The sequence below is a fragment of the Klebsiella sp. 1SOBk10mer genome, from assembly GCF_046602535.1.
GTDB classification, from domain to species: domain Bacteria; phylum Pseudomonadota; class Gammaproteobacteria; order Enterobacterales; family Enterobacteriaceae; genus Klebsiella; species Klebsiella quasipneumoniae.
Genome location: NZ_JBKIUP010000040.1, coordinates 1 through 3,825, shown reverse-complemented (window position 1 = coordinate 3,825; position 3,825 = coordinate 1). Strand labels below are relative to the sequence as shown.

The following is a 3,825-nucleotide window of genomic DNA, read 5'->3' as shown; positions in this document are numbered from 1 at the left end:
CGATTCCAATAGTTTTAACGTTCATGATAGCAGCGCTCCGTTCAATGAGTGACGATTTATCGTCCCACTGTGGCACAAGAGATGGGAGGCGACCATTCCATTAACAAAGCCTCTGGTGTGCTCAACAAAGACTTTCTCGACTGGACTAGCACAGGTATGAACCAGACTCATATAAAACAGCGCGGCATTTGGCCGCGCTGTTAGAATATTATCCGGTTATTATTTCAGATGTTTATGCAGTTCTGCACCCGCCTTGAACATAAAACACTATCAGTAAGTTGGAGTCATTACCACTCCTCCTATACAATAGACCAACTAAAACGTATATAGAACATCTAAATTAAATCCCTTTCAAGTCATAAATTAAATCTTTAAACGGCTGTGGGCTATTGTAATAATAGCCTTGCGCATATGGTACATTCATTTCTTCAAGGTATTTAATCTGTTCTTCAGTTTCAACTCCCTCAGCAATCATTTTTAATGATAATTTATGTCCAAGCTCTATAATACTATCAATTAGTATACCAGATACAGCATCGACACTAATCTTATCTATAAATGATCGGTCTATCTTAAGTATTGAAATGTAATGATTATGTAAATAAGAGTAACTTGAATGCCCGGTACCAAAATCATCAATGGCCAATTCAACACCCAGGTTTTTTAGCAGTCTAAATAATCTGAGGCTTGTTTCATTCTGAGGGATTACTTCTCTTTCAGTGAGCTCTAAAACAAGTTTTATTTTATTGTCTTTTAATTTGCTTAAAAATTGGAAGCAATCTTTAAATAAAGTTAGATTATGAAAGTGTTTAGCTGTTACATTAAATGAAATGTAGAACTCTTCAGAAAAAGGTTCCTCTATTTGATTAATAGCCGAAGAGACTTGTTTAAATAAACTTTGAGTTATTGGGATGATAATTCCAGATTGTTCTGCCTGAGGTATAAACATATCTGGTCGAATAAGTCCATGCGTTGGGTGGACCCAACGAACCAGAATCTCTACGCCACTTGCTTTACCTGTTTTAATGTTGATTATCTTTTGACCATAAGCTATAAATTCTCCACCTTCTAGGCCCTGTATCATATCATCAGTTAGGGTGTAATGCAGTCTTGAACGCCTAATGATAATAAATAACAATGCCACAAAAAGACATATTAGGACATAGATATGATAGCGTTGGATATATAAGTAAGCAATAAAAACGGAAGTATAGTTAAGACCTGCACTTAACCGGTATGGATATTTTACTGAGTTTATGAATTGAAATGCGACATTTTTACTATTATTGGAGGTTAATGATAATTCACCATTTGCTGATAAGTAAACATTGCCAACCTTAAGCTCTATTGACAACCCTGACTCTGACAACTGCTTCATTATCATTTGCAAATACATACCATCGATCGCAGTAGCATAGAAGTCTGAATTATATTTCTTCCTGACCAAAAGAATTGGATGCTTTGTCTGAATCAAACTTCCTGTAATCAAAGCCATCTTATTGGACACATAAGATGGTTGAGGGTCTTTTATATCTAATGGCCCAATGAGAGAATGGCATTTTATAGTATCATTCGTACCAAAAAAAGTGGAGCGTATAAAGGGAGTTATAGTAACAATCCTTCTAATATCAGGAAGATAATCATCACAATTCTTTCCACTAGATGTAATACTCATTACTGTATCATTTGTTTTATTTGCATACGAGATCATGTTATCAGTGATGCGTGATATTTCGGATATTGTTTCTTTGTTTTTATTGTTAGTGTCATATACAAAAAAAAGAAAGTCCAAAATCAAGCAAGCAGAAAATATAGCAATCAAAATAGCTACTGGCTTGATTGTTCCTCTTTTTTTTCTGTACATACATAACCCCTTTGACTATCTAAAATGTATACATGCTGTCATTTTGTGAATGCTATTATTACATTTTTTGTTAACTTTTACTGAGAGAATCGCCTAAAATATCTATAATTTATCATATACTTGCTAAACTGATATCTACTATCTAAGATATCATGAAATCTGATTTAACCTTATGTTCGTTGGGTAGACAGTTCTCTTAATTTTTCAGATTATCACCAAACTGCGCTACGTGAGATCCTACAGGGTTACAGGGGTGTACCAGGTCAGATTTCTCGTAGCGCCCCTATCCCTCCCACAGTTACATCATGATCGTTTATTCCTAAAAACGACGTAAGTCCTGTAGGCGACATTTTGTATGCTAGATGGACAACTGGATGGTAACCCATCAGTCCCCGTCGGTGAGTGTCGTTGCAGGCTGTCGCTGGATTTGCCCCTATATTTCCAGACACCTGTTATCACTTAACCCATTACTGGCCCGCTGCCGCAGATATTCCCGTGGCGAGCGATAACCCAGCGCACTATGCGGATGCCATTCGTTATAATGCTCGAACGCCTCTGCAAGGTTCTTTGCTGCCGTTAACCCGTCTGGTTTGGGCATGATACTTATGTAGTCACGCTTTATCGTTTTCACGAAGCTCTCTGCTATTCCGTTACTCTCCGGACTCCGCACTGCCGTGTTCTTCGGTTCAAGTCCCAACATCCTGGCGAACTGACGTGTTTCATTCGCCCGGTAGCATGAACCATTATCCGTCAGCCACTCCACTGGAGACGCCGGAAGCTCGCTGCCAAAGCGGCGTTCCACTGCTCCCGGCATGACGTCCTGTACTGTTTCACTGTCGAAGCCACCCGTTGTGACCGCCCAGTGCAGTGCCTCACGGTCACAGCAGTCCAGCGCGAACGTGACCCGCAGTTTTTCTCCGTTATCACAGCGGAACTCAAACCCGTCAGAGCACCATCGCTGATTACTTTCTTTCACAGCCACTCTGCCGGTATGTGCCCGTTTCGATGGCGGTACAGCGGGTTTTCGCTCAAGCAACAGCGCATTCTGGCGCATGATCCGGTAAACACGTTTGGCATTGATCGCAGGCATACCATCAGGTTCTGTTTGTCTGCGAAGCAGCGCCCATACCCGACGATAACCATATGTGGGCAGCTCTCCGATAACATGGTGTATACGGCGAAGCACATCCGTATCATCCGTGTGACGGCTGCGGCGGCCGTCCTTCCAGTCATCGGTTCGTCTGAGAATGACGTGCAACTGCGCACGCGACACCCGGAGACAACGGCTGACGAAGCTTACTCCCCATCCCCGGGCAATAAGGGCGCGTGCGCTATCCACTTTTTTGCTCGCCCATATTCAACGGCTTCTTTAAGGAGTTCATTTTCCATCGTTTTTTTGCCGAGCAGGCGCTGGAGTTCTTTAATCTGCTTCATGGCGGCAGCAAGTTCAGAGGCAGGAACGACCTGTTCTCCGGCAGCCACAGCAGTAAGACTTCCCTCTTGGTATTGCTTACGCCAGAAAAATAGCTGGCTGGCTGCCACACCATGTTGCCGGGCAACAAGGGAGACCGTCATTCCCGGTTCAAAACTCTGCTGAACGATAGCGATCTTTTCCTGTGTAGTACGCCGTCTGCGTTTCTCCGGCCCTAAGACATCAATCATCTGTTCTCCAATGACTAGTCTAAAAACTAGTATTAAGACTATCACTTATTTAAGTGATATTGGTTGTCTGGAGATTCAGGGGGCCAGTCTAACGTTACTTAACCCAGTCTTCCAGAACCAGACCCGGCACCCGCTCAAACTCTCTTGTATTATTCGTCACCAGGACGGCGCCCGCCGCGATGGCGTGTCCGGCAATGGCCGTGTCGTTCGGGCCGATCGGCGTCCCGGCGAGGCGCAGCGCCACCCGGATGTCCGTCGTGGCGTCCACCGCAGCCCGGTCCCACGGCAGGATGGCATCG

At 43.4% G+C, this 3,825-nt stretch carries 3 protein-coding genes; all 3 read right to left on the bottom strand.

Annotated elements, in window-relative coordinates:
* Positions 1-340 precede the first annotated feature (340 nt).
* Positions 341-1,864 (bottom strand): EAL domain-containing protein, encoded by a 1,524-nt coding sequence (locus ACLH1I_RS26395; protein ID WP_117282697.1) that lies wholly within the window; start codon positions 1,862-1,864, stop codon positions 341-343.
* Between the two features lie 433 nt (positions 1,865-2,297).
* Positions 2,298-3,526 (bottom strand): IS3 family transposase gene (locus tag ACLH1I_RS26390; protein WP_141651790.1). Its coding sequence is split into 2 segments (ribosomal slippage): positions 2,298-3,211 and positions 3,211-3,526, totalling 1,230 coding nucleotides; the frame shifts between segments, so codons are not numbered across the junction.
* Between the two features lie 94 nt (positions 3,527-3,620).
* The coding region (locus tag ACLH1I_RS26385) for a PIN domain-containing protein (RefSeq protein ID WP_411302952.1) at positions 3,621-3,825 on the bottom strand (205 nt) is incomplete at its 5' end.

Coding starts and splice junctions, on each gene's coding strand:
- ACLH1I_RS26395 (WP_117282697.1), bottom strand. CDS start 1,864: ATGTACAGAAAAAAAAGAGGAACAATCAAGCCAGTAGCTATTTTGATT.